We start from the raw sequence: 25661 nt of genomic DNA, 5'->3' as shown, positions 1-25661 counted from the left end.
GATCGAAGGGCTGTTCGGGGTCGGCAAGAGCCACTGACAACCGGGTTGAATCCTTGCAACGAGAAGTGCGCAAAACGGCGCCTGCATTGCAGTCCAGCTATTTCCGGTTCCTCACAGCAACACTTGGTGGTGCCCGGGAATTCGTCAGGACTTGTCAGGGGACTCCGTCGCCGCTCGCGGGTCTGAGAACGGCAATTTTACGACCTGGTCCTGACGCGAAATGTGTGAGGTCCCCCTACTTTGGAAACAACCGGTTCTTAGGCGTAATAACTGCGCGTTATCGTGCCTCTAAACCGCTGACGCGGTAGGGGTAGTCGGCCGGCGCCGGCAGCTCCGATATTACGCTGGAGACCGGTTTCCCCCTCGAGTGGGACGATGGCAGCGCAGTTCCTGCTGCCTTAGTCACTTCGAGAGAAGACCATCATGACGGCATTACGTCGGCGCATGACCGAGGACATGCGCGTGCGCAACCTCGCAGCCAATACCCAGCGCATCTACCTTCATTACGTTCGTGCGTTTGCCCAGCATTTCGGGCGTTCGTCTGAGCTTCTGGGCCCGGAGGAAGTCCACGCCTGGCAGTTGCTTCTAGTGGAATCCCAGCGATCCCGCAGCACGCTCGTGGTGGCCACCTCCGCGTTGCGCTTCCTCTACCATGTCACGCTTAAACGAGACTGGGCCATTGAGGAGATCGCCGCATCGAAGAGGCCTCGCATGCTGCCGGTCATTCTCAGTCCGGATGAGGTGATGCGGTTTCTCGAGTCCATCCCCAGCGTCAAGCACCGCGCCATCCTGATGACGGCTTATGCGGCGGGCCTGCGGATCTCGGAAGCGCTCAGTCTGAGGGTCTGCGACATCGACAGCCAACGGATGGTGCTGCGTGTCGCGCAAGGCAAAGGGCAGGTCGACCGCTACGTCATGCTTTCACCGCGCCTGCTGGAGATCCTGCGCAGCGTATTGGCCGTCCGCAACATTGGCTGTACCCGGCAGCGTTCCGGGCCAGCACATCACCCCCGGTACCGTGAGGCGCGCGTGCGGTGATGCCCGCCGCCGTGCCGGCATCACCAAGCCCATTACGCCACACGCATTGCGGCATGCGTTCGCGACGCACCTGCTCGAGTCCGGTACCGACGTGCGCACCATCCAACTGTTGCTTGGCCATCGCAACTTAGCCACGACCTCGCGCTACCTGAAGGTTGCCACCAGCACCGTGTGCGCGACCACCAGCTCCTTCGACCGCCTCCCTCAACCACCGGCCTCGCCCATTTCGCCCGAGCCACCGCCCGCACGCGACTGACCGCGCTCATGCCGGCCCCGCTGGAGCTGGCGGACATCCTGCGCCGCCACGGTCCGTCGTATCGTCAACTGCACGCCGACTCGCTTGGTCGCGAGCCGCAGCGTGTCATGCGCGCCATCGAGCAATGCCGTACCGCGGCCTTGGGCGGTCATGTCGAGCAGTGTGATAGCTGCGGCCATCAGCGTATTGCCTATAACTCATGTCGTAATCGGCACTGTCCGAAGTGCCAGTCGCTCGCCCGCGCGCAGTGGCTTGACGACCGCCAGGCGGACCTCCTGCCTGTGCCGTACTTCCATGTCGTCTTTACCGTGCCCGAACCAATCGCGGCAATCGCCTTCCAGAACAAGCGCGTGGTCTATGACATCCTGTTTCAGGCCACCGCCGACACCCTGCGGACCGTCGACGCGGATTCCCGCCACTTGGGTGCCACGCTCGGCTTCATCGCGATCCTGCACACCTGGGGACAGACGCTGGTAACTGCGTCGTCCCCGGCGGGGGTCTCTCGCTGGACGGTAAGCGCTGGGTCGCCTGCCGACCCGGGTTCTTCCTGCCCGTCCGGGTGCTCTCGCGCCTATTCCGGCGATTGTTTCTCGCGCGCCTGCAACATGCCTCCGACGCCGGAAGGCTGCGATTCTTCTCAACGCTAGCGCACTTGGCCAAGCGGGACTCCTTCCTCGGCCATCTTGTCGGCCCGCGCCACGCAGAGTGGGTCGTCTATGCTAAGGAGCCGTTCGGCGGCCCCCGGCAGGTCCTGGACTATCTGGGCCGCTACATGCATCGCGTAGCGATCTCCAACAACCGGCTACTTGAGCTTACCGAGGAGCACGTCACGTTCCGCTGGAAGGACTATCGCCACCCCGGCGAGCCGCACGCGATGTCCTTACCCGCCCACGAATTCATCCGACGCTTCCTGATGCACGTGCTGCCGCGAGGATTCCAGCGGATCCGCCACTACGGCCTGCTCAGCAATCGCTCACGCGAGCGTGGGCTGGCCGATTGTCGCCGGTTGCTCGAGGCCCCGTCCTTGCGCGAGGTTCGCCTTCTCCCGCAGTCTGACTACCGCGACCGCTACGAGAAGCTGACCGGCCGGTCGTTGTACGACTGTCCCGTCTGCGCGCGGGGGCGCATGTTTTGTATCGAGCGCCTGTTGCCAACCGCTTTGCCACGCGCACCGCCGAGGAGGGTTGCATGACCCCTCACGCGCGTGCCGTCAATCACTGCGTTCGCTCCCTTTGGCGCGACACAGCAGACAGGTTCGTGCCACAGGCCTCCAAGCGTCGCCGGCTCCGCCTAGGGTCAGCCGCCGATCCCACGCAATGGCATCCATTGCCCACTCAGGTGCGAAGCGAAACTCCCAATCCGCACTGTCGCTGGCATCCGACCCGCAGGCGCAACGCGATTCAATGCCCATAGCTCCGACGGCCCGTGGAGCGGTTTAGCTCAAATATTTTCTTGCACAGCGAAGACGGGACGCGCAACTGTGCCCATGCTGACCATTGCGCCGTCTCCGCTGCGCAAAAAACTCTCTGGCTTATCGCTGTGTCCCGGCACGCGGGCCCCCTGCTCCGCTCGCTTCAACGAGTCGCTTACTCCCTCAGGCTGGCGGATTCGCAACGGCGGTAGCCGGCTGCAGATTCAGCCGGTCAACGCAACCGCTTGATGGCTTGATGGAATCGTTCAGCCGGTGTATCGAAGCTTAGTGTCTTGCGCGGGCGCCGTCTCTCTGCATCGCTCCCGCCACAAAGCGCTCGGCGAATGGCCGCCGGCGTCTGAGTGTTCGTCAGTTGATCACAATCCCTGCTTCGTAACCTTGAGACCACGACGAGTTGCCTAGTACAACATCTCTTAAATAGCTTTAATAATCATCCGGCTGCAAGTACGGATGCAGGAGCGTGACGACCTGCGATTCCATCAAGCTGTTGCATCGACCGGTTGAATCCGCACTCGGTCAGAGACGGCCGCGCCGGCCAGGAGCCGTCATTCACCGCCATGGTCGCTGGCCCCGCCGCCGGAACGCCCGAAACGCCCGGTGCGCCAGGGGCTGCCTTGCTTTGCTGCCGGTGGGCGCCGCAAACCGCAAGGGCTCTTCACGCGTGCGGCCAGAAAAGTGACAGCCCTGCACGTCCGGTCGGCTATCATGCCAATCCTCTCCGAAGTGGCTCCCTATGATTTCCGTCCGTAATGTTACGCTGCGTCGCGGCGTCAATGTCGTACTCGACCGCGCGTCCGTCACCTTCAACCCCGGCGAAAAGATTGGTCTTGTCGGCCGCAATGGCGCCGGGAAGTCGTCCTTTTTCGGCCTTCTCAACGGCACTTTGCACGAAGACAGCGGCGAGTTCTCGATTCCCGCAGCATGGAAGATGGGCCAGGTCGCGCAGGAGATGCCGGAGACCGAGCAGGGCGCGACCGACTTTGTAGTCGAGGGTGATACCGTGCTGTTGGCCGCGCAGGCCGAAGTCGCCGCCGCCGAGGCCAGCGACGACGGCATGCGCATGGCGCACGCCTACATGGCCCTGCACGACGCCGGCGCACACGATGCCCCCGCGCGTGCCCAGGCGCTGATCCTGGGCCTTGGCTTCAGTGCTGCGCAGCTTGACCAGCCGGTCAACAGTTTCTCCGGCGGCTGGCGCATGCGGCTACAACTGGCGCGCGCGCTCATGTGCCCGTCCGACCTGCTGCTGCTCGACGAACCGACCAACCACCTCGACCTCGACGCGCTGGTCTGGCTGGAAGCCTGGCTCAAGCGCTACCAGGGAACCATGGTAGTGATAAGCCACGACCGCGAATTCCTTGACGCGGTGACGCAGGTGACGGTGCACGTCGACAACGCCAAGCTGGTGCGCTATGGCGGCAACTACAGCAAGTTCGAAGACATGCGCGCCGAGCAGCTCGTCTTGCAGCAGGCCGCGATGGCCAAGCAGGCGGACAAGATCGCCCACCTGCAGAAATTCATCGACCGTTTCAAGGCCAAGGCCTCGAAGGCGAAGCAGGCGCAGAGCCGGGTCAAGGCGCTCGAACGCATGGAGAAGATCGCACCGGTGCTTGCCGACGCAGAGTTCAACTTCGAGTTCAAGGAGCCGCTCAACGTCCCGAATCCGCTGTTGTCGATGCTGGACGCGACCTTCGGCTACCCGGCGCCGGCCGACGCACTGCCGGGCACGCCGCCCACGGTCATCGTGCGGGACATCAACCGTTCCGTGATGGCGGGGCAGCGCATCGGCATTCTCGGTGCCAACGGCCAGGGCAAGTCCACGCTGGTGAAGACGGTTGCGCACGCGCTGGCGCCGATTGCCGGCGAGATCAGCGAAGGCAAGGGCCTGAATATCGGCTACTTCGCACAGCAGGAACTCGACGTGCTGCGCCCGCTAGACACGCCGCTGGAACACATGATCCGCCTTGCCAGGGACACGCCGGCGCACATGCGCGCCCCCGGCCAGAGTGGCACCGAACAATCCCTTCGCACCTTCCTCGGCACCTTCAACTTCAGTGGCGACATGGTCCATCAGGCGGTTGGCACGATGAGCGGTGGCGAAAAGGCGCGGCTCGTGTTGTGCATGATCGTGTGGCAGCGCCCCAACCTGCTGCTGCTCGACGAGCCGACCAACCACCTCGACCTGTCCACACGCGAAGCGCTGGGCATGGCGCTCAACGAGTTTGAAGGCACCGTGATGCTGGTCAGCCACGACCGGGCGCTGCTGCGCGCCGTATGTGACGAGTTCTGGCTCGTCACCAAGGGCGGCGTCGAGCCCTTCGACGGCGATCTGGACGATTACCAGCAGTTCCTGCGCGACGAAGCCCGCCGCATGCGCGAGGAGGCTGCCGCAGCGTAGAAGGTCATCGCCTGAAATGGGGGGCCCAGGCGTGAGCTTTACAGGTTTTAGCGCTCCGCCATTGGGCGCTTCGTGACTGATGAGGCGGATCGCGCAAAGGAGGGGCGCCGCGGCCGGCAGCTCGCTCGACTCGCTTCCGCGGAATAGGTAGCGCATCGCGCTCGCACGCACCCGACCAACCGTATCTGCGGCCCTGCGCTCCCGCTACTATGCTAGTCACCATCGACCGGCACGGGAGCGAGCGTGGCCAACCCGGATCTTCTCGATAGCGGCCACATGACCGCGCACGTCGTTGCTGCACAAGCAAGCCCGTGCGACGAACTCGTCATTCGCACGCAGCCCACCGCGGTCGACCGCCCGTGCCGGCGCAAGCGCCTGGCACTTGCCGCGACGATCATCGGCTCAAGCATGGCGTTCATCGACGGCTCCGTCGTCAATGTCGCGCTACCCGCCATTCAGAGCGAACTCGGCGCGAGCGTCGCGGCAATGCAGTGGATCGTTAACGCCTACCTGCTCTTTCTCGGGTCCCTGGTGCTGGTGGGCGGATCGATGGGCGACAAGCTCGGCCGCCGCACCGTGTTCATTGCGGGCATCGGGGTCTTCACGCTGGCGTCGGCGGTGTTGGATAGTCCTTCTCGAAGGGGGCATTGATCAGCGCGTCGTAGCGCGAAGTCTGAGCCGACGACGCACTGGACCAGAAGAGTACGGCCACCGCGGCGGCGAATCGCGTGAAGATCTGAAGGGGGGGCTTCATGACTGCTACTCCTTGCTGAGGTTTTTGCTTTCTTGTCTGGGCACAGGCCAGCGGATACGACGGCCGACTCTCACTCCGCGTGAGTCTCGGGCAGTCCCGGTGGCATGGGGAAGTGAATCTTTTGGAGCTGCGAGTTAAGAAAAGTGCGCAATTGGCCATCGGCCTTGAACAGGGCCAGTGGGCCGGCTTCCATGAAGTCAGCCGACCCGATATCGGTCGCGATCCTTACCCCGGATCCAGTTCGGCAGACGCCCCAGCCCGTTCCAGGTCTTGCCGGTTTCGGGGTCACGGAAACGCACCAGATCCGACAGATCGGGGCCGAAAAGCTGGTCCGGCGTGATGCCGTATGCCCGAATGGTGCGCCGCATCTGTAGAAGCAAGCCGCGCAACTCCTCGCGGCGCAATGGCCCGGGCTGAGCTTCCGGCGCTCGAATCCCTGCTTTGGCTTCGCGGTAGTTCCCAGTCATCCGTCGTACCCCGAGGTCGCCGTCCTTGCAGCTAAAATAGCCACCACGTCGTGTGTGCGCTATCCGAAAAGCGAAAACCCGAGGAGTGTCTGGCGTGCAACTGCCGCTCACCTACCTGAGGCACACCTACTCCGGCTTCGAGCCGTCGCAGGCGTTCGACGTCATCTACGGTGGACGTTTCGAACACCGGTTGCTGTCCGCCCAACGCGCAACCATGGAGCACCAGCGACTCGTGGTCGGCAATGTCCGGTATTGCCAATAAGGGAATCTGCTTCGGTGCGCCTTGCGCAGGGCGGGCGCTTTCTGCTGACGCGCCTTGCAGACGATGCTATGGCGCTGGCGAGATCGCTGGAGCCATTTGGGGGAATCGGACCGAATCTCGCCGACGCCATGTCGGGAGCCCTGCTGGCAGGCTATGTGGATTCATTATTTAACGTCGGCATTCGTCCGGGAAAGACGACTGCGGCGGAACGGCATTACCACCTGATTCTTGCCTGCGAACGACTCGTCATGACTGGCGAGGAACCAAACGTCGCGATCGCGCAGATCGCCCAACGCAGTGGCTACAGCCTGCGCGGCCTCGAACTGATCTTCCGGCGAAGCGTGGGAATGACCCCCAGCCGGTGGTTCTTGAATGTCCGGCTGAATGGTGCGCTGCGCGACTTGATTACCCCAATGCAAACCAGTTCGGTCTCAGAAATTGCCATGAAGTGGGGATTTGAGTGTCCCAGCAATTGCCCTTGCGGCTCATCGAACAACGCATGCCGTATTCCGCCAGCCTGCGTTGGAAGTCCTGACCGGCATACTGGCTGCCGCGATCCGAATGATGCATGGCCCCCGGCGTCGGCTTGCGTCGGAACCAGGCCATCGTCAGCGCGTCGGTCACGATCTCTGCGCTCATGCGCGGCTTGATCGACCAGCCGACAACCCCCCGATTGAACAGGTCCAGGACGACTGCCAGGTACAGCCACCCCTCATCGGTCCAGATGTACGTGATGTCCGATGTGAAGACCTGGTTCGGCGCCGTCGGCGCGAAGTTGCGCTCCAGCAGGTTCGGCGCGACCGGCAACCTGTACTTGGAGTCCGTCGTGACTCGATAACGGCGTTTGTGGCGTGCCCGGATACCATTCTCGCGCATGAGGCGCTCGACTCGCGCTTTGCTGGCCGGAAAGCCTCGCGAGCGGATTTCCTCGGTCATGCGCGGCGAGCCATAGGCGCCCTTGACCCGTCAAACTTTGGGGGGCCACACTTTTGGTACTTGACACGGTCCATACATGTTGTCTAGCGGTTTATTCCAGTGGGTCAATCATTAAAGCTGATACTTCCTGCTTCTGCGCCCTTTGGTATCAACGGCCCTATTCCTCCTCGACCTTCGTCTCGATGCGTCCCTCACGGATTGCGGCGATGAAGGCGCGGAAGTCGCTTCGGTTCTGCGAGCTGTATTCGGTGGCGAACTCGCAGATCGCGTCGTCAAAGGTCTGGCCTGATCCCATGTACCCAGCAATCATCGCGGCATCGCCGGACCGTGCGTGCGCGCGGGCCAGCGCGTGGGCGCACATGCGGCCATACTGCCTCAGCATGCCGGTATCCCAGTCCTCAATGACGGCAGACATCTTCATGTCGCGCAACTGGCGGATGTAGAAGTCACGGCCGTTCTTGCCGCGGGTCCACCCCAGGAAAACGTCGCTGGCAGACTGCATCAACCGCTGACCGACGATCACGCGCTGCCCGTGATTTGGATACACGCTCTTGCCGGCATACGGCTCCAGCACCGACGCCCGCGCCTCCTTCACCTGCAGGAACAGCGGATCGTTGTCTGCGGCCATGAACAGGCCCACGCCGCACATCGTGCCGACGCTGCCGACGCCGACCACCTTGATGGCCAGGTCGAAGAAGTGAAAGCGGTCGAACAATACCCGTGTATGGTCTGCCAGGCTCTCTCGGTATGATGCGATGGCTTCATCGTAGCCCGACGTCAGCCCGGGGGCGAGTTCTACTGACGGATGGAAGATCAGCGGCGGCTCGTCCTTGATCCTAAGCCTCTCGCCCTCTTCCGAGACGAGCTTGGGATACAGGTGATCGGGCACGGACTTGCGCCGTTCTATCTCAATGCGCTGGGCCAGTCGTTTGCGCGCCGCCGCGACGACGTCGGGGTCGCCTGAGCGGTCTTCGTACTTCTGCAGGTCGATGCGGTCGTACCAGACGTCCAGCGCGCGCATCCAGCCGTAGTTGTGTATCCGCTCGCGGTACTCGCGCACGACGTCGGTCACCACCCGGGCCGCGTCACTCTTTGGCAGCGCCAGATGGTCCGCCGCGATGACGATGCTCGCCGCCAGCCGCTTCAGGTCCCACTCGAAGGGTGCCGGCAGCGTCTCGTCCAGATCGTTGATGTCGAAGATCACGTTGCGCTCCGGCGTGGCGAAGCCGCCGAAGTTCATCAGGTGCGCGTCCCCGCAGGCCTGTACCCGGATTCCGCTGTTGGGTGTGGTGGCCAGATCCGCCGCCATGATCGCCGCCGCACCCCGGTAGAAGGCGAAGGGCGAGGCAGACATGCGGCCGAATCGGATGGGCACTAGTTGCATGATCCGACCTGAATTCGACTCTTTCAGCAGCGTCACCGGATCTCGGCGGTCGGGCGCCGGGGTCCATCCGGCTTGTGAGGTACGTGGCACTGCGTCGCGCAGCAGCCTCCCCTTTGCCGCCCGTTCGTCGGCGGTCAGGTAGGATCCTGCGGCATACCCTTCGCTCTCCGTTCCTCGACTATGTTTGTCTGCCTTGTTCATGGCTGGTCCTTTCCCTGCATCCGCTGCACCTGCTGTATCGATTGATCGATTTTTGCTGTCGCCCTGCACATTTGCCCTGCTTCCGCAGCCGGCGCAATGGCGTCCGGTGACCGCACCCATGCCGGCCCGGAAACATCGACCGCGTCCGCCCCGTCAGGTGGCGCTCGAGACGATCCAACTGCTTCTCCATTCCTTCGGTGCGGAGCATGTCGCGCGTGGGGGCATGTGCACCGACAAGTCGCAGCACGGCACCGGCCGCCTGCTGTTCCTTGTGCCGGGCCAGAAGCATGCGCGCGCCCGCCAAGTCGACGACGGGACTGAGGGAGAGATCGCAATTCACCAGCCGAACCGGGCCGGCACCGGTCCGGACGCGCGACCGCATGGCTTGGCGCACGAGCTCTACCGGAAAGGGGCTGGTTCGCGGGGTGACGCTCCATGTCGGTGAAGATGCCCGGACCCCGAATGCAGCCCAACTGGCCATGCGCGGATGGGCGACGCGGCGGATCAGCAGCAGCATCGACATCAGGACCGCCACGATGACCCCCTTCAGGATTCCCAGCGGTAGCATGGTGGCGAACGCGATCATCGACACCATGTACTCTGGCTCGGATCCGCACGAGAATGAAATTGCCGAGAAGGCGGCCACTTTCCGGTCCAGAAGGAGCGAGGAATACACTTCATTCTCTTGGTCCCGCAGAGTCCATACTAGCCGGCCGGTCGTACGCTACAAAAAACGTCTTCCGATCCGGTGTGTGGTAGCCCACATTCCACTTGCAGCAGCTGCCGGGAGTCGGCTTGTTGGCAAAGGGCGATATTGCTAGGCTGCTCTTGTCCTACCTGCCCGACAGCATGCCGTGACTTGAAAGTCCACCTTGCGACTCGCGCTACAGATGAGGGAGGCGGAGATGGCAAGTGACAAGGAACTGGGTTTCGCGCTGACCCGCCGGGAGTTTTTGCGCACAGCGGGAATGGGAGCCGTGGCGTTGAGCGTCGGCTCGAGCGACAACACGTGGGCGGCAGCGCGTGACACCAGCAACTCGGCGCAACACAAGGATGGTCGCACACCTGGCCCGTTTAATATCCTGTTCATCCTTGTCGATCAGGAGCGCCATTTCCGGCCGGGAGAATTGCCAGCGGGCTATAGCTTGCCTGCGCACGAACGCCTCATGAAGCAAGGTACGACGTTCGTCAACCATCGGATTAACTCTTGCGTCTGTACGCCATCCCGTTCCGTAATTTACTCGGGGCAGCACATCCAGCATACGCGAATGTTCGACAACACCAACTTCCCCTGGATAAGTAGCATGTCGACCGAGATGCGGACGCTCGGCGACATGCTACGCGATGCAGGCTACTACACCGCTTACAAAGGCAAGTGGCATCTCACCAAGGAATTCGAGACAGTCAACAAGCTTGGTACGCCGACCAGGATCTTTACGGCCGAAATGGAGGCCTATGGCTTCTCCGATTACATCGGTATTGGCGACATCATCGCCCACACCAGCGGCGGTTACCTGCATGACGGCGTAATATCTGCAATGGGCATGAGCTGGTTGCGCGGAAAGGGGCGCGAGCTGGCGGCACAGGGAAAGCCGTGGTTCCTCGCTGTCAATCTCGTCAACCCTCATGACGTGATGTTCTACGATACCGACGCTCCCGGCACCCAGGTTCAGGCAATGCGCGGTCTCGCGCACGTAGCCCGCGACCCGGCCGACCCGCTGTACGCCAGGCAGTGGGGCTTCTCGCTCCCGGAAAGCCGGGTGCAGGCCCTCGACGCACCGGGGCGGCCCCCAGCCCACCGCGATTTCCTGCGCTCGCACGATGCCTTGGTCGGGGCGATTCCCAACGAGGACGCACGCTGGCGCCGGCGGCATAACTATTACCTGAATTGCATGCGCGATGTTGACCGCAATATTGCAGCCATTCTGGCCGAGCTTGATGCGGGAGGCCTTACCGACAAGACCATCGTAATTCTGACGTCCGACCACGGCGATATGGACGGCGCCCATCAGCTCCACGCCAAGGGAGCCGTCTCATATCGGGAACAGAACAATGTTCCCTTGATCATTGCGCACCCGGCTTACCCCGGTGGCAAGCAATGTCGCGCCGTAACGTCACACCTGGATATTGCGCCGACGCTGGTCGCAATGACCGGCGTTGCCCCCGATAGACGCGCTTCCATCGTCAAGGGGCTGGCCGGGAAGGATTTTTCGGGAGTGCTTGGCGCCCCTGAGAAAGCCGATCCGAATACCGTTCGCGACGGTGCGCTGTTCTGCTACAACATGCTCGCCTACATCGATGGCGACTTTCTCTTCAAAGCCGTGGACCACATCCAGAAAGGCGGAAAACCGGACCAACTAAAGAGTGCCGGCATCCGACCCGATTTGATGAAGCGAGGCGCCGTGCGTTCCATCCATGATGGACGGTATAGTTTCGCTCGCTACTTCTCGCCCAAGCAGCATAACCGACCCACGACACCGGAAGAACTCTATCGGTTCAATGATGTGGAGCTTTATGACCTGCAGACTGACCCGTTCGAAATGCATAATCTGGCTGCGGAACGCAGACACCTCGAGCTTGTCGTCGCAATGAACAATAAGCTGAATCGCCTGATAGACGTCGAGGTTGGTGAAGACCGTGGGCAGATGCTGCCAGGTGGTATCGACGCCGGGTGGGAAGTCTCGGCAGAGACGATGACCGGCGCATGACGTTGACGCGTTGATTTGTTAGTGGGATGGGCCACCGCGGCTCACTGCGCTTTCAACTGCAGTGCTAGCTTCCTGCTACGCTTCCATGCACCACGTCTCCCCGGATGTGTGGGCGAGCGTTTGCGGGCGTAATCCTGCAAGTTCCGGCTCACTGGGTTTCTCGCTCCCTTCGTCACAGAAATCCCCGCAGGCAGCGTGCGCTCATGTGGTATCGCAACAGCCCAGTGGACCGGAAAAATACGGTCTGCTGCTCGCCGCGATCGAGCCGTGCCGGATTTCCGACTATGCTGAATGGCTGGTAGTGGCCCGTTTCCTGAAAGCCAAGTTTGCGCATCGCAAAGAGAGAGAGAGAGAGAGAGAGAGAGAGAGAGAGAGACCTGCACGACCGTCCCGGAGAATCCATGAGACGTCTTTCGAAGCCGGCATCGGCGGTATTGGCGGTACTGGCGGCATCGCTCCTCATCTGCGGCTGCGCGAGCCGGCCAGTCAACCCGCCGCTGGCCCATGCCGACCCCAATACCGGCTATCGATTCACCACGCGCCCGCAGTATTCGGCCACTAGCGAAAACCTGGTGGTCCTGGCCTTTTCAGGTGGCGGCACTCGCGCCGCTGCTTTCTCCTATGGCGTGCTCGAATTCCTGCGGAACACGGAAGTCGTTGGACCAAGGGGCAACCGATCGCGCCTGCTTGACCATGTCGGCGTCATTACCGGCGTGTCTGGCGGCAGCTTTACCGCTCTTGCCTATGGGCTCTATGGCGAAAAGCTCTTCGACGATTACGAACAGCGATTCCTCAAGCGCGACGTTCAGGGAGAGATTACTTGGCGCACACTCAACCCTGCCTACTGGCCATCCTTGTGGTCGGGAGGCTGGGGCCGCTCTGAGCTTGCGGCCGATCTGTACGACGAGATACTGTTCAACGGTGCGACCTTTGGCGACCTGAATCGCGCGAACGGCCCGTTCATCATCGCCTCTGCCACCGACATTTCCACAGGCGCCCGCCTGGCCTTCACCCAGACCACCTTCGACGTACTGTGCTCGGACCTGAATGCAGTACGGCTTGCGCGTGCCGCGGCTGCCTCGTCGGCAGTCCCCGTCGTTCTGACGCCCGTGACGCTCAACAACTACGGGGGCAACTGTGGCTACGCTGCACCCGAATGGGTCAGGCCGTTTATCAATACGAACGATGCACCGCGGCCGGCTGCGCGTGCGACCCGCCACCTGAAAGAGGAGGCGGAACTGGAAAACAGTATCGAGCGGCCCTACATTCATCTCGTCGATGGCGGTGTCTCCGACAATCTGGGCATGCGCAGCGTGCTGGATTCCCTTGAGTTGATCGAAGCGCTGCATCTGGTCGGCCAGCCTAGCCCGCTCGACCGTACACGCAGGATCGTTGTTTTTGTCGTCAACTCGCTCTCCACGCCCAGGACAGCGTGGGACAAATCCGAGTCTCCGCCCGGTACGCTGGAAATACTGGTCAAAGCGACGGGCGTTCCGATTGACCACTATTCCTATGAGGCCACCGAGTTGTTGAAGGACAGCCAGGCGCGGTGGCATGCCATGCGCCAGGTCCGTCAGTCCTCCGCCTTCGCGGCGAACAAGGATGCTGCCATAGCCAAGACGCTGCGCACGCCGGACACGACCATCTACGCTATCGATGTATCGTTCGCGCAGTTGACAGACAAGACGGAGCTGGACTACCTGAACCAACTGCCCACCTCGTTCTCCCTGTCAGCCGAGGCCGTCGACCGGCTTCGGGCAGCCGCGGGCAAGATTATCTTGGCGTCGCCCGATTTCCAGCGGCTGCTAAGGGATGTCGGGGCCACGATTGTGCCCCCAAGCGAGCAAGGCGCCGGACAACCCTAATGACTGCGATGCGGCAACAATTGCGTCCACATCCAGATAATTTACTTCCTGCCGCTCGCCTGCGCCCTAGAGCGTCAGATGTTCTCGCCAGCGCATTTCGATGCTGCCGTTTCTTTCGAGCCCGGTGCGTCGACGGCCGGCTGAGGGGCTGGCGGCGCCAACAAACGTCCGCCCTGCCCATTAACGTAACCTTCCGGCAGCCGGCAAAAAATCGCTCTTCTGGCCTTATGTTGATAATAGGGCACATTTTGGCTGGACGTCGGCTGGGCCCGTTGGCCCCATGGGCTAGACCACGGCGAGGCGGCCAGATGCGCGACCGCAGCCCCTCCAGCCCAGCTCGAGTGCCCCGCCTTGGCACCGTGATCGCGCCTGAACGTGGCGTGGCGCATGCGGATACCACGGTCCCGCGCTCACCCCTTGGTTGTATCTCAATTGAGATGCATAATGCAGGTCCAAGCATAGGAGATTTCCATGGCGCATACTTCAATGTTGCACATCCGGGTGGACGACGACCTTAAAGCCCGGGCCACGCAAAACCTTGCCAGCGTCGGGCTAACCGTGTCCGACGCAGTTCGCATCCTGTTGACACGGATCGCCAAGGAGGGCGGGCTGCCGCCCGGTCTGACGACGGATCCCGAGACCTATGATGCTTGGTTCCGCGCAAAGGTCCAGCAAGCGCTGACCGACCCGGCCCCGCCGCTCCCGCATGACCAGGTCATGGACGACGTTCAGGCGCTGATCGACCGGAAACGCCGTGCGCGCGGTTGAATGGACGCGGTGGGCCAGGGCCGATCTTCTCGCCATCGTTGACTACATCTCGGATGATAATCCGGATGCGGCCCAGAGCCTGAAGGACGACCTCGAAGCGAAAGCGGCACGGCTGCCGGAACACCCCGAGCTCTACCGAGCCGGCCGCGTCGCGGGCACGCGCGAGATGGTCGTGGCGGCCAACTACCTGGTCGTGTACGCCGTGGATGCCACCTCCATCCGGATCCTGCGGGTACTCCATGCCGCGCAGCAATGGCCGTCGCCCGGTTGAGCCAGGCGAGGACTGACCAAAAAATGGGTGCGCCGCCCTGCCGCTACGCGCTTTCGGCTTCGCCCTCGGCGAACCCACCAGCCTTTTGCGTGACAGACCACCTGAAACATCCAAGCACTAACGCTGCCTGACGTCGCGTCCAGGACGCGCAAACACGGCGCGCCGGCTTCGACGCTGATCGTCGCGGCAGCTCGTCGACTGCCTTCTTGAGATTGCACCATCATGAGGCTCGCCGTATTCCTGCAGCAGCCAGGACCAGACCGTCGTCGATGCCAAAAGCGGCAGGCGGCGATATACCCCGCATCGTCGTCAGACGTGTACACGAAGCGGTTGGCGTCGTCGGTGCGGCGTGACCAGCCGAGCGCGATGGATCTGCGCGCTGCCTGGGAGAGCGCCGAGAGTCAGGCGGCCCGCAGCTCGCCTGACTCAACACAAAGTCTGGAGAACTCGCTAGTGGGCAGTTAATTGCATTTATAAGGACTTAATCCCATCAGTGCTCAAAGCGCTCGGGAACATCCCGGTCCGATGTTCGCAACAGGCATGCCGGGCAACGCGGCCGGCAACCGACGGTGAAGCACGCCACTCTCAATGCACGACGTCGGCTGTTCCGCCGCTGGCGCCCCGCAGGCATACCGGTGAGTCGCCAGGCATTCGCGGGGGATTTCAAGGGCGCCCTCCACCATCATGGCCTGCCCAGCCCAGGCACCACGGCCGCTGTGCGCGCTTCCCGTTCTAGTGCTGGCCGGGCATGGAACCCGGTAGGTTGCGGCCAGCTACCCCCGGGACGCGGTCCATCACTTGGGGCGGGGGCGGGTGCGACGAAGCAGCCGACGCCGCTTATTCGGGTTGAATGCCAGCTTGTTTCACCAGGCTCGCCCAACGATCCACCTCTTCGCGAAGCCGATCTCCGAGTTGAGCAGGTGACGATGCTTTGAGATCGATACCCTGGCTGTCGAGCCGTGCTTTGGTCTGCGGACTCACCAATGCCGAGCGGACTTCGCCCGCCAGCTTGCTCACGACGGTCGACGGTGTTCGCGCGGGTGCCACCAGGGCCCACCATTGGCTGACCTGCAATCCCGGAAGCTTGGCTTCTGCCGCAGTGGGAACGCCAGGAAGCGAAGACACACGCGCCGGACCAGTCACCATCAGCGCCGAGATCTTACTGCCACCAAGGAGGCTGCTGCCGCTTGCCAGGGTTGCGAAATGGCCTTTGACCAGTTGCGCAGACACATCGGTCAGCGCCGGCGCCGAGCCCCGATATGGCACGGCATCGACCGGGATCCCAGTCTGGGTTTCCAGCATCTTGGCGGCCAGATGGCTAATTGTGCCGTTCCCGCTTGTGGCAAGCTGCAGGGGCATTCCTGCCTTGCGTGAGTCCGCAAGGAACCGTTGGATGTCGCCTGCTCGATAGTGCGTGCTATCCACGAACAAGACAAGGGGTGCCTCGCCAAGCAATGAAACGGGCGCAAAGTCGCGCAACACATCGTATGAAATCTGGCGGAACACGGACGGTGCAACGGTATGCGCCAGTTCAATGACACCCAGCGTGTAGCCGTCAGGGGCCGACTTTGCCAACATGTCGGCGCCGATGCGGCCGGAAGCGCCCGCGCGATTGTCGACAACGACAGGCTGGCCCATCGTTTCGCTCATGCGTTGTGCCAACGCACGGGCCAGTGCATCGGTACTGCCACCGGCAGCCCAGGGCACGATCAATCGAATCGGCTTTTCAGGATAGGCGGCCAGGGCCGACGGCACGTGCGCCGAGAGGCAAAAAGTGATGGCAATAAATGGAGAACGCAAGCTCATGAGTGGCCCCGCAGGTTGTTTGGAAATCATGCTTGTCCCGGATCGCGTTCGCCGCGTGCAGTCAGCATCAGCATGACGGCTTCCGCTTTGTCGATGCGCCCGTCGGCACGCAGCGCTTGCGCGGCAGCCAGCCCCGCCCCCGCACACAGTTCGACCCAAAAACCGGCGGCAGCGAGCTGGCGGGTGCCCGCGCGTGCTGCAGCGTCATCGATGACCACCGCGCCACCTCCCGATTGCCTGACTGCGTGGACCTGCTGGGCAGTAACGGTTGACCCGGCGGTGGAAAATTGTTGGGTCGTGCCTGGGAAGTCGGACTGCTGCGACGCGCCCGCCAGCACGCGCGAAAGCCGTGGAAACGGCTCGATCGCCCAAAGGCGAGGCATCTTCGCGACGTGCCCCAGGGCGACGAGGTCCCGCAGCGCGCTATAGATGCCCCACAACAAATCCCCCCGCGCTGTTGGCACCATGACATGGTCGGGGCGGCATCCTTGAACCACCCACTCCAGTGCGACAGCGCGGTAACCTTCAACACCAAATACCGGGCTGCCCACTGCGGGCACGCTATAGTTGGTCAGCGCAAAGGCTCCCGCCTCCTTGACGCGGCGGCGGACATGTTCCCATCGCGCGTGACCGTTGTCGCAAATAACACGCCGTGCGCCGTAATAGCGCAAGGCCGCGTCAAACACGGATGGAAGCGCCTGGTAGGTCGCGACTTCGCAGGCCAGACCCGCGGCGGCGCAATAGGCCGCGGCCGAGACTGCGGCGTTGCCGCTTGACGCCAGTACCACCTCGCTCGCGCCAATATCGAGAGCCCGGCTTACGGCCTGCGCCGACATGCGATCCTTGTGCGATCCCGTAGGATTTGCGCCTTCATTCTTGAGCCAGATGGAGGCCACGTCTGCTAGCGAAGCAAGGGTTCGAACCGGCACGCATGGCGTGGCGCCCTCTCCCAGCGACACGCCTTCCAGGTAGGGCTGCCAATGCCCCCACATATAACTTCCGCTTTTTGGTGCAAAATCAAGGGCCTGGAGATGGTAGGCCACTTCGAGACTGCTTGGCCGGCCAGCGCTTGCGCAGGCCGTGCACCCTTCCGGCATGTCACTGACCGGATATTGGGCGTGACACGTAATGCATTGCAGGGCGTGCATCGCCGGGTTGACAAGCGGTTCGGTGAGATGCGGAGAGTGGCTGGCGCGCATGGTAGAAGCCCAGGTGATAGTGACCTGAGTCTATGCGAAGGCACCCTGGGGCAACGCGGGCGTTTCGATAATCAAGTTAAGTAAAACTTATAGGGTGGATATGGGAACAGCCGCCGACATCGTGATCAGCGCTCGGCAAATCGAGGTGTTTCGCATGGTGATGCGTCTGGGATCGGCGCGCCGGGCCGCCGAAGCGTTGCACATCAGCCAGCCCGCCGTGACACAGATCGTGCTACAACTGGAAAACGCAGCGCGGTTAAGACTGTTCGATCGAACCAAAGGCCGTATGGTGCCGACACCGGAGGCGGCGTCGCTGATGGACGAAGTCGAGCGCGTCTATGTCGGGCTTGACGCTGTGCAACGCAAGATCGATCAATTGCGTTCCCACGAAGACACGGTCCTGCGCGTGGGGGCCTTGCACGCCATGGCGTCCAGCGTGATACCGTCTTCGGTGGCCGATTTCATTCACAGCTATCCCCGCGTTCGTTGCCAGCTGGAGGTCGACAGCTCGCGGGGCTTGCGCGAACGCTTGCTTCAACGCGAACTCGATATCGCGTTCATGGGCGACGAGGCGGACACCAGTGGTCTGACTGCGTCCGAATTCTATTCAGTGCAGGCCGTTTGCGTCGCGCCCGCGACGCATCCTTTCGCGACGCGCGCAAAGGTCGGAATCGAGGATCTGATCGACGTACCGTTAATCGGCTTGGACGCTGCGGATCCTGCGCAACGCCGGCTGCAAGCGTGCTTTGCCGAGCTCGGCATCGAGCCGCGTTTCGTAGCAACCACACCTTATAGCCACACGCAGTGTTCCCTCGCCTTGGCCGGCGCTGGCCTCGCGATCACCAATCCATTGGTGGCCCGTATCTACGTCGCCCTCGGGCTGCGAAGCGTACCACTCTCCGCGCCCGTTCGGTTCCGGGCAATCCTTGCCTTTCATCCGACCCAAGGCCAATCCACTGCGGCCCAGCAGTTCGTAAGCCTGTGCCGTCAGCGCCTGGCTGCTCTGCAGTGATAACTGCGTAGCAACGCGGGGCGCTCATGCGGAGCGCCCCGTAGTTTGTTCTGATCAGGCGGCAATTACCTTTGAGCGCCTTCCTCGATCAAGCCATCGCGGTTAGTAATTCTCGCGCCATCCAGGAACACGTCTGGGCGATCGATGATTGCTCTGCCGCCATTGGTATAGATATCTTGCGTCCCAATCCTGGCGCCATCGGTATAGACATCACGCATGCCGATGCCAGCATGCGCGACACCGGCGCCGAAGGCGGCAACCGCCGACATCAGCAACAAGATTTGCTTTGACATTTTCCATCTCCTTTTCAGGCAACTACCTAGTGCCGTCCGATATGATCAGTGCGCTGCAACTCAAGCAGCCTGGGATAGCCTGATGACGATCCGCGACGGGTTTAGCCTCGAACAGGCTAATCGCCTGTCCTTGGTACGTAGTGTGCGCAACGGACCTCACGGCTTTGTCCGTTAAAGATCAAATTTTTGTCACGGCGCACCATGGCATGCGAGGTGCCACCGCATCGCGTTCCAGGAGCGATCAACGGGCTGCCATGCGACGTGGGCGTGGGACGGTGGCAAGAACGGACTTAAGCCTGCGCTAGCGGGGGCCGTCTGGCGCTCGGACATCGCGCGCGCGAGTGCGTCGGTCTCGCGCCGTGCGTCGCTGCGCTACCGGTCAGCGGACGCCACCTGCGTGCGGGTCAGGTGTTCGAGAACCGCCTTGCGCTCTATCTCTGCGGCGGCGCGCGCGGTAAAGATGCGGTACACGTAGTCCATCAGGACTTCTTCCTCATGCATCTTTCGAATGTTGAGGAAGGCCATGTGGCCGATGACCTTGCCCTGGCTGTCCTGAATCGGCAAACCGTAATAGCATTCGAAGCCCTGCTCCCGCGGAAACAGCTTGCCGATACCCTCTGGGTAGAACACAGGCAAGCCCTGCTCGAACACCGCCTCGCAAGGGGTGCCGGCCAGGTCGTACTCGACGTTGTCGCGGAACGCGTCCTTGAACCAGAAGGCCAGCGTGTGGACCCGCCGCGGTGGCCACCCTGTGCATTCCGTCACGAAAGCGCACGGGACATCGAGCGCGGCAGCGAAATGGCGGACAAGCGCGCGGAAGAATTCGTCGCCACAGGTGCCGGAAGTCCCCTCGACGATGTGCCTGAGTATGTCCTCGACACGCTTGATGCGCGTCACATCGGTATCCATGCCGATTAACCGCAATGGCTTGCCGTTGGCATGACGGATGGCGCTGCCCAGGGAATTGACCCACCGGTAGTGTCCGTCCTTGTGCATCAACCGGCACTGCTGTTGATAGCGCGGGCTCGCACCCTCGACGTGCCGCGCGATTGCCTGCTCAACGGCGACCCGATCGGCGGGATGAAGCCGTTCCGTCCAGGCCTGCAGGGTGTCTGGCAGTTCGTCGTCCTCAAAGCCGAGCATGGCCTTCCAGCGCTCGGAGAGATGGAATTCGTTGGACTGGAGATTCCATTCCCACATGCCATCGTCGGCGCTACGCATGGCCAGGGCGTAGCGCTCCTCGCTCGAGCGCAGCGCGACCTCCTGCTGCCGGCGCTGCTGCACGGACAACGCCAGTTCGGTTTGCGCGGCTTCGACGCACGCGCGCAAATCCGTAACGACCTGGCGAATCTGCTCGAACTCATCAGGGAACCTGTCCTGCCCGGCGCCCGCATTGCGTGAGGCCACGGAGGTGACGCAAGAGCGTAACAACGCGTCCAGCGGACGTCGCCAGAAGGCGTGAACGGCAAGCGCGAGGATGCCGAGCATAAGTGCCAAGCCGACCGCAACCACCAGCACAATGCCCGAACGCGTGCCGGGAGGGCCGGCTCCGGGCACCCAGCCGACCAGAAGATAAGCCACCAGCGCCAGGCTGATCAATGCCGGCGGCAGCAGCAGCTTTGCTTTCAGGCCCATCTTGGCTCTCTTTCTGTGGCGCCAACCGGTGCGGCCTGGCATCCACAACAAGTGCTTTTTGCTTGACAGCTTAAGCGGCCTCAGTGGAAACACGCGATGCCGGCCTCGTGACGCGTCGCCGCAAGCCCTACCTAACATAGTCCACGAATTCGTCACCAACCAGTGCGGCGGCATCGCCAGCGCCCTTTCCCCCTGCGATCGGCGGAGTTAATTGAGGGCGCCGTGAGGGTTTCGTGATCTTTGTCGGCGAGAGTGGTACGGAGGACAACCACGACCGACAGGACTTGCGATGCGATCCACCAGCCCCTTGCCTGACTTCGGCGCCGCCGTCCCGCCCAGGGCCGGGATCGGCCTGCGCGCACCACACTATCGCCAGGTCCTCGCGCAAACGCCGCGCACAGGGTGGTTCGAAGTCCATAGTGAGAACTACTTCGGTGACGGCGGCCAGCCCCTGCACTACCTCGCGCAGGTGCGTGCCGCCTACCCGCTAAGCCTGCATGGCGTAGGCCTGTGCCTGGGCGCGACGGATCGGCCTGATCGCGATCACCTGCGTCGTCTGGCGGCCCTGATCCGGCGCTTCGAGCCAGGGCTGGTATCCGAACACCTGAGCTGGGGCCGCATCGGTGATCGCTACCTCAATGACTTGCTGCCCCTCCCCTACACCGACGAATCGCTCGCGATCGTGTGCGCCCATGTGGCGGAAGTCCAGGATTACCTGCAACAGCCGTTGCTGGTGGAGAACATCACCAGCTACCTCCGATTCACTCACTCCACTATTGCCGAACCCGAATTCCTGGCGGCGCTGGCAGCGCGGACAGGATGTGGCATCCTGCTCGACGTCAATAACATCTACGTGAACGCGATGAACCACGGTAGCGATGCATTGAGCTATATCGATGCGATCCCTTTGGGCGTGGTGAGGGAGATCCACCTGGCTGGCTTTGACGTCATCGATGGCATGCTGATCGATACCCACGGCCAGAGCGTGGCCGAGCCCGTATGGCATCTCTACCGCCATGCGCTCGCCCGCTTTGGCCCGCTGCCCACGCTGATCGAGTGGGATACCGACATTCCCGCGCTCTCAGTGCTGCTGGACGAAGCCCGCAGGGCCGATCAGATGCTGGAGATTGAAGATGCCTTCATTGCATGAGATCCAGACCCGCTTTGCCCGGGCGCTGTTCGGGCAGGACCCGACAGCTCTCGCCGGCTATATCGTCGATGGGGCCATTGACGCGCAACGATGCCTCGACGTCTACGCGGGCAACGTACACCAGAACCTGTGCGAGGCCCTGCGCGCCGTATTCCCCGTGATTTCGTGCCTGGTGGGCCAGCCGTTCTTTGATGCCACGGCTGGCCGGTATATCCGGGCCTGCCCCTCCACCAGCGGTGATATCCAGCGCTTCGGCCAGAGCTTTCCAGATTTCCTCGCACAATTCGAGCCGGCTGCTGGCTTGCGCTACCTGCCTGATGTGGCCAGGCTGGAATGGCTCATGCATGAAGCCTTTCATGCTGCCGACGCGGCGCCGCTGACGCTCGATCGCCTCGCCACCCTAGGCACACTCGCCGAGGCCGAGGCGACGTGCCTGCAGCTGCGGCTGGCCCCGGCCTGCCGCTTGCTCGCGTCGCCGTTCCCCGTATTGCGCATCTGGCAGTCGAACCAGCCGGACGCCGAGGAGGACGCAGAGATCGACGCCGGCAGCGGCGGCGACTGGTTGCTGGTCAGGCGCAGCGGCTTTGCGGTTGAAGCGCAGTCATTGGAGGTTGGGGAATACGCCATGCTCGAAGCGCTGCATGGCGGTGCCGCGCTGGAGCCGGCTTATCGACAGGCGCTGCAAGTCGCGCCCGACTTCGCGCTGGCCGGCTTTCTTGAGCGTCGCATCCTGGACGCGACGATCCATGATTTTGAAATACGCGCCGCCTGACCTTATCCTCGTTCCAGGTCGATCGTGAAGGCAGTGCCCTGGCCGAGCGCGCTGCACACGCGGATCTCGCCGCCGTGCAACTGTACGATACGCCGGCTGATGGCGAGGCCCAGGCCGACATGGCTGCCATTATCGGACTCCGTACGCTCCACGCGATAGTAACGGTCAAAGACACCCTGCACCTGGCTCGCGTCGATGCCCTCGCCGGTGTCTCGCACGGTCAGTTCCACACGCTCCCCCACCGGCTGCACATCGATGCTGATCTTGCCGCCGGCAGGCGTATAGCGCATGGCATTCTCGATCAGGTTCTCCAGCACCCGCTCGATCATGCCGATGTCGGCGTTCACCGGAGGGCAGCCCGGACCCGACGTCGCCAGCAAAGCCAGCCCCCGCTTGTTTGCCGCCAGGGCGAACTTCTGCACCACGTCCTGCGCCAGTTCAGACAACGGGAAGCGTTCCAGCCGCGGCTGGACTTCTTGAGCTTCGAGCTTGGTCAGGTCAAACAGGTCCTGCACCAGCTTGCCAAGGCGCTCGCAGTGCCTGGTGGCCACCTGCAGGTAGCGGTTGCGGTCATCGGGCGTCATTTCTTCTGCCTTCAGCAGCAGCATTTCCAGGTAACCTTGCATCGACGCGAGCGGCGTACGCAGGTCGTGCGAAACATTGGCAAGCAGCTCGCGCCGTTGCTGATCCACTTGTCCCAACTGCGCAAGCTGGGTGACGATCCGCTCGGACATCTCCTCGAAGGCCGTGCTGAGTTTCTGGATCTCGTCGTCCGCACGGCTGCCCTGCGCCAGTCGCACCGGCGTGGAAAACCCGCCCGCGCGGAATGCCTCAATGGCGTCGGACAGCACGCGCAAACGCACCGTCAACAGCCGGAACACGATCAGCGCCGCCACAAGGCTGAAGGCAACCGTCCCGATGATGAGGTCGGTCGCCAGTTCGAGCAGGCGCTGCGTCTCGATCATCTTCTGTGAGGCAAGGATCATCAGCGCGCCAATGGTGATGAACACCACCATCAGCACGATTGCCACTCTCCCGTACAGGGTTCGGAACATGAGGCCCCCTGCCCCTTACGTGTTGCTGAACTTGTAGCCCACGCCCCATACGGTCTGGATGTACTCCGGCGCATTGGGATCGAGCTCGATCTTGGCGCGCAGCCGGTTGATATGTGAGCTGACAGTGTGCTCGTAGCCACTATGGCTATAGCCCCAGACCTGGTCCAGCAGTTGGGCACGGCTGAAAACGCGTCCCGGATTGCTGGCAAAGTACAGCAGCAGCTGGAATTCCTTGGCGGTGAGGCAGATAGGCGCGCCACGCACGTTCACTTCGCGCTTGTCGATATCAATGTGCAGGGCTTTGACCTGCACCGTTCTGGGACGATCCGATGGCGGATTGACCAGGGTGTCGACCAGACGGAAGATCGCCTTGACCCGTGCGGTCAGCTCGAGGACGCTGAACGGCTTGGTCAGGTAGTCGTCGGCGCCCATCTCCAGTCCCAGCACCCTGTCGAGTTCGGTGGAGCGTGCCGTGAGCATCAGGATCGGGGTATAGCGCGGCTCCGCGCGCAGGCGCCGGCAGATCTCCAGCCCGTCGGCACCCGGCAGCATCAGGTCAAGGATGACGAGGTCATAGGGATGGCTGAGCGCTTCGTCCAGTCCCGCCCGGCCGTGGTTGATCACCTTCACGTCGCAGGACAGGCCGCTCACCTGCAGGCGTACCAGCTCGGCGATATCCGCGTCGTCCTCGATCACCAGCACCTGGCGCGACATGGTGTCACCTCATCGTTGAAAACGTGCGGCATGTCGGCGAGACCGTCGCGGGCCTCCTGGCTTGCGGCCCGCGCGGCCCCGCGTGTCCGTCAGACGTCAGACACTAGATCATTCTAGAACGCATTTCGTGGATGGAAAGCCATCCGTCGGCGTGACGCCCGGCCTCGCCTGCTCTCCCGTCGTCCCCCGCCGCCCGCACCCACCCTCAACCGCTCTCGCCCGTGCCTCGTGACGAATATTTGAGATCTGAGGGAAACCAGCGTGAATTCGCCTTTCCATACTGCCATCCAGAGACAGGTATCCCTCCTGTCCTGAACCCAACCGAATACGGAGTGTGCATCATGAACAGCGATCAAATCATCCGCGGTGCCATTGCGGGCATGCTGGCGCTTGGTATTGCCGGCGCCACCTCCCAGGCCATGGCCGCGGCGGGCAGCCATGAAAAATGCGCCGGCATTGCCAAGGCCGGCAAGAACGACTGCGGCACCAGCAAGAGTTCCTGTGCTGCCACAGCGAAGGTCGATCGTGACGCGGAGGCCTGGATCCTCGTGCCCAAGGGCACTTGCGAAAAAATCTCCGGGGGCCGGCTGCAGACGTCCGAGTTCGCCAAGCCAGGTGGCAAGAGCGGCGAGCTCAGCCCGACCGCCAAGGCGGCCTCCCCGGCCTGAACGGCACCCGAGCCTGCAGCGGAATGCCGTGACGCGTCACCGCGTCACGGCTACCCCGGCCTGCCCCCGTCCTTGACCGCTTCGCAAGGTGGCCCAAAATGAAATGCACTACCCCCCTGTCGTCCGCGCCGCTGGATGTGGGCGGCAAAAAGTCTTCGCGCATCATTACCGCCGCACAGGCGGCAATCCGCCTGCTGCAAACCCTGGCTCCCGTGCTCGATCTCGGCATTCGTGTCCTGATCGGCCTGGTGTTCTTCCAGTCCGGGCTGACCAAGCTCGCCAGCTGGTCCACCACGCTTGCGCTGTTCGAAAGCGAGTACACCGTGCCGCTCCTGAACCCGGCCCTGGCCGCCTATCTTGGTACCGCCGCAGAGCTGAGCCTGCCGGTGCTGCTCGTGCTCGGGCTCGGCACGCGGGCCGCCGCGCTGGCCTTGTTCGTCTTCAACATCGTCGCAGTGATCTCGTATCCCGGATTGGGCGAAGTTGGCCTGAAGGACCACCAGTATTGGGGGCTCCTGCTGCTGGTCACGCTGCTGCATGGCCCCGGGCAGCTGTCGCTGGACCACCTGATCGACCGCTTCCTGCTGCGCGGCAAAGCCAGCCACTAGCTTCGACAG

General features: G+C 62.7%; 20 protein-coding genes and 5 pseudogenes. 15 read left to right on the top strand and 10 right to left on the bottom strand.

What is annotated here, in order from left to right; all coding sequences use genetic code 11:
- The first annotated feature begins 423 nt into the window (after positions 1-423).
- From E0W60_RS28945 to E0W60_RS28930, 4 genes and pseudogenes are all read left to right on the top strand, one after another.
- Positions 424-1294 (top strand): annotated as a pseudogene (locus tag E0W60_RS28945) (site-specific integrase).
- Positions 1295-1302: 8 nt separating this feature from the next.
- A pseudogene (locus E0W60_RS28940) lies at positions 1303-2486 on the top strand (IS91 family transposase).
- 973 nt (positions 2487-3459) lie between these two features.
- The gene (locus tag E0W60_RS28935; RefSeq protein WP_135706451.1) at positions 3460-5124 is read left to right on the top strand and encodes an ABC-F family ATP-binding cassette domain-containing protein; all 1665 of its coding nucleotides are present in this window, start codon (positions 3460-3462) and stop codon (positions 5122-5124) included.
- A gap of 276 nt (positions 5125-5400) precedes the next feature.
- Positions 5401-5742: pseudogene (locus tag E0W60_RS28930) on the top strand (MFS transporter); the annotation flags it as partial.
- Between the two features lie 333 nt (positions 5743-6075).
- Here E0W60_RS28930 and E0W60_RS28925 read toward each other — a convergent pair.
- A complete protein-coding gene (locus E0W60_RS28925; protein ID WP_135706450.1) occupies positions 6076-6345 on the bottom strand; it encodes an H-NS histone family protein in 270 nt (89 codons plus the stop codon).
- A 94-nt stretch (positions 6346-6439) separates the two neighbouring features.
- On the opposite strand from E0W60_RS28925, the gene E0W60_RS37670 reads away from it, so the two are divergent.
- Together E0W60_RS37670 and E0W60_RS38215 are read left to right on the top strand one after the other, a co-directional pair.
- Positions 6440-6607, top strand: coding sequence for a hypothetical protein (locus E0W60_RS37670; protein ID WP_240746071.1), 168 nt, complete (start codon positions 6440-6442; stop codon positions 6605-6607).
- Positions 6608-6675: 68 nt separating this feature from the next.
- Positions 6676-7020: pseudogene (locus tag E0W60_RS38215) on the top strand (AraC family transcriptional regulator); the annotation flags it as partial.
- Between the two features lie 49 nt (positions 7021-7069).
- Here the strand turns inward: E0W60_RS38215 and E0W60_RS28915 are convergent.
- From E0W60_RS28915 to E0W60_RS28905, 3 genes and pseudogenes are all read right to left on the bottom strand, one after another.
- A pseudogene (locus E0W60_RS28915) lies at positions 7070-7570 on the bottom strand (IS3 family transposase); the annotation flags it as partial.
- Positions 7571-7700: 130 nt separating this feature from the next.
- Positions 7701-9128: a DUF2252 domain-containing protein gene (locus E0W60_RS28910; RefSeq protein ID WP_135706449.1), complete on the bottom strand. Its 1428-nt coding sequence runs from the start codon at positions 9126-9128 to the stop codon at positions 7701-7703.
- Complete coding sequence (locus E0W60_RS28905; protein ID WP_135706448.1) at positions 9106-9804, bottom strand: hypothetical protein; 699 nt, start codon at positions 9802-9804, stop codon at positions 9106-9108. The genes E0W60_RS28910 and E0W60_RS28905 overlap by 23 nt, the downstream gene beginning before the upstream one ends.
- A gap of 229 nt (positions 9805-10033) precedes the next feature.
- Here E0W60_RS28905 and E0W60_RS28900 point away from each other — a divergent pair, with 229 nt between their 5' ends.
- The 4 genes from E0W60_RS28900 to E0W60_RS28885 all read left to right on the top strand — a co-directional run bounded on the left by E0W60_RS28900 (position 10034) and on the right by E0W60_RS28885 (position 14740).
- Positions 10034-11836, top strand: coding sequence for a sulfatase-like hydrolase/transferase (locus tag E0W60_RS28900; protein WP_135706447.1), 1803 nt, complete (start codon positions 10034-10036; stop codon positions 11834-11836).
- Between the two features lie 401 nt (positions 11837-12237).
- Complete coding sequence (locus E0W60_RS28895; protein WP_135706446.1) at positions 12238-13701, top strand: patatin-like phospholipase family protein; 1464 nt, start codon at positions 12238-12240, stop codon at positions 13699-13701.
- A 471-nt stretch (positions 13702-14172) separates the two neighbouring features.
- Complete coding sequence (relB, locus tag E0W60_RS28890) at positions 14173-14469, top strand: type II toxin-antitoxin system RelB family antitoxin (RefSeq protein ID WP_022540171.1); 297 nt, start codon at positions 14173-14175, stop codon at positions 14467-14469.
- Positions 14456-14740, top strand: coding sequence for a type II toxin-antitoxin system RelE/ParE family toxin (locus tag E0W60_RS28885; RefSeq protein ID WP_135706445.1), 285 nt, complete (start codon positions 14456-14458; stop codon positions 14738-14740). Before relB ends, E0W60_RS28885 begins: the two co-directional genes overlap by 14 nt.
- 837 nt (positions 14741-15577) lie before the next feature.
- Here E0W60_RS28885 and E0W60_RS28875 read toward each other — a convergent pair.
- Positions 15578-16546, bottom strand: coding sequence for a tripartite tricarboxylate transporter substrate binding protein (locus E0W60_RS28875; protein WP_135707072.1), 969 nt, complete (start codon positions 16544-16546; stop codon positions 15578-15580).
- A gap of 26 nt (positions 16547-16572) precedes the next feature.
- A complete protein-coding gene (locus tag E0W60_RS28870) occupies positions 16573-17745 on the bottom strand; it encodes a pyridoxal-phosphate dependent enzyme (protein WP_135706444.1) in 1173 nt (390 codons plus the stop codon).
- Between the two features lie 154 nt (positions 17746-17899).
- On the opposite strand from E0W60_RS28870, the gene E0W60_RS28865 reads away from it, so the two are divergent.
- Positions 17900-18757, top strand: a complete 858-nt coding sequence (locus E0W60_RS28865; RefSeq protein ID WP_240746068.1) for a LysR family transcriptional regulator — start codon at positions 17900-17902, stop codon at positions 18755-18757.
- A gap of 65 nt (positions 18758-18822) precedes the next feature.
- Here E0W60_RS28865 and E0W60_RS28860 read toward each other — a convergent pair whose 3' ends face one another.
- Together E0W60_RS28860 and E0W60_RS28855 are read right to left on the bottom strand one after the other, a co-directional pair.
- Entirely contained in the window at positions 18823-19050 is a 228-nt protein-coding gene (locus E0W60_RS28860; protein WP_135706442.1) for a hypothetical protein, read from the bottom strand.
- Between the two features lie 372 nt (positions 19051-19422).
- Positions 19423-20685, bottom strand: coding sequence for a PAS domain-containing protein (locus E0W60_RS28855; protein WP_135706441.1), 1263 nt, complete (start codon positions 20683-20685; stop codon positions 19423-19425).
- A 289-nt stretch (positions 20686-20974) separates the two neighbouring features.
- Between E0W60_RS28855 and bufB the strand changes: the two genes are divergently transcribed.
- Positions 20975-21835: an MNIO family bufferin maturase gene (gene bufB / locus E0W60_RS28850; protein ID WP_135706440.1), complete on the top strand. Its 861-nt coding sequence runs from the start codon at positions 20975-20977 to the stop codon at positions 21833-21835.
- Complete coding sequence (locus E0W60_RS28845) at positions 21819-22607, top strand: HvfC/BufC N-terminal domain-containing protein (RefSeq protein WP_135707071.1); 789 nt, start codon at positions 21819-21821, stop codon at positions 22605-22607. Before bufB ends, E0W60_RS28845 begins: the two co-directional genes overlap by 17 nt.
- Positions 22608-22609: 2 nt before the next feature.
- Here the strand turns inward: E0W60_RS28845 and E0W60_RS28840 are convergent, their stop codons facing one another.
- Together E0W60_RS28840 and E0W60_RS28835 are read right to left on the bottom strand one after the other, a co-directional pair.
- Positions 22610-23623: a sensor histidine kinase gene (locus E0W60_RS28840; protein ID WP_240746104.1), complete on the bottom strand. Its 1014-nt coding sequence runs from the start codon at positions 23621-23623 to the stop codon at positions 22610-22612.
- Positions 23624-23677: 54 nt separating this feature from the next.
- A complete protein-coding gene (locus E0W60_RS28835; RefSeq protein WP_133098093.1) occupies positions 23678-24376 on the bottom strand; it encodes a response regulator transcription factor in 699 nt (232 codons plus the stop codon).
- Positions 24377-24717: 341 nt separating this feature from the next.
- On the opposite strand from E0W60_RS28835, the gene E0W60_RS28830 reads away from it, so the two are divergent.
- The gene (locus E0W60_RS28830; RefSeq protein WP_133098092.1) at positions 24718-25044 is read left to right on the top strand and encodes a BufA1 family periplasmic bufferin-type metallophore; all 327 of its coding nucleotides are present in this window, start codon (positions 24718-24720) and stop codon (positions 25042-25044) included.
- A gap of 98 nt (positions 25045-25142) precedes the next feature.
- Positions 25143-25652, top strand: a complete 510-nt coding sequence (locus tag E0W60_RS28825; protein ID WP_207951295.1) for a DoxX family protein — start codon at positions 25143-25145, stop codon at positions 25650-25652.
- The last annotated feature ends 9 nt before the right edge of the window (positions 25653-25661 follow it).

The sequence above is a fragment of the Cupriavidus oxalaticus genome (assembly GCF_004768545.1).
Lineage (GTDB): Bacteria > Pseudomonadota > Gammaproteobacteria > Burkholderiales > Burkholderiaceae > Cupriavidus > Cupriavidus oxalaticus_A.
The sequence above is the reverse complement of the archived record's forward strand: the minus strand, read 5'-3'. Positions and strand labels throughout refer to the sequence as shown.